Below are 233 nucleotides of genomic sequence, written 5' to 3' on the forward strand. Positions count from 1 at the left end.
CTGTCACGCCGCTCGGTACTCGCGGCGGCCATATGTGTGTTTACATCGACACGATTGGCGAGTGAGCGCGGCGTCGGCAGGAACGAGGTCGGTGCCTTCAGCCCGAGATGGCCGCCTCGATGTCGGCCAGTTCTTCGTCGGAGAGGTCGGGTCGCTCGCCCGCGACGGCGTGGATGGGACTGCCGCCGTCCCCCTCGACCCGCGGGACGATATGGACGTGGACGTGCTCGACT

The 233-nt window shown here is 67.4% G+C and carries 1 protein-coding gene; it reads right to left on the reverse strand.

Translation table 11 applies throughout. From position 1 onward, the window contains the following. Window positions 1-97 precede the first annotated feature (97 nt). A partial coding sequence (locus HKX41_13710; protein NNC25189.1) for an HIT family protein occupies window positions 98-233 on the reverse strand: 136 nt, incomplete at its 5' end.

The sequence above is a fragment of the Salifodinibacter halophilus genome (genome assembly GCA_012999515.1).
In the GTDB taxonomy this organism is placed as follows: domain Bacteria; phylum Pseudomonadota; class Gammaproteobacteria; order Nevskiales; family Salinisphaeraceae; genus Salifodinibacter; species Salifodinibacter halophilus.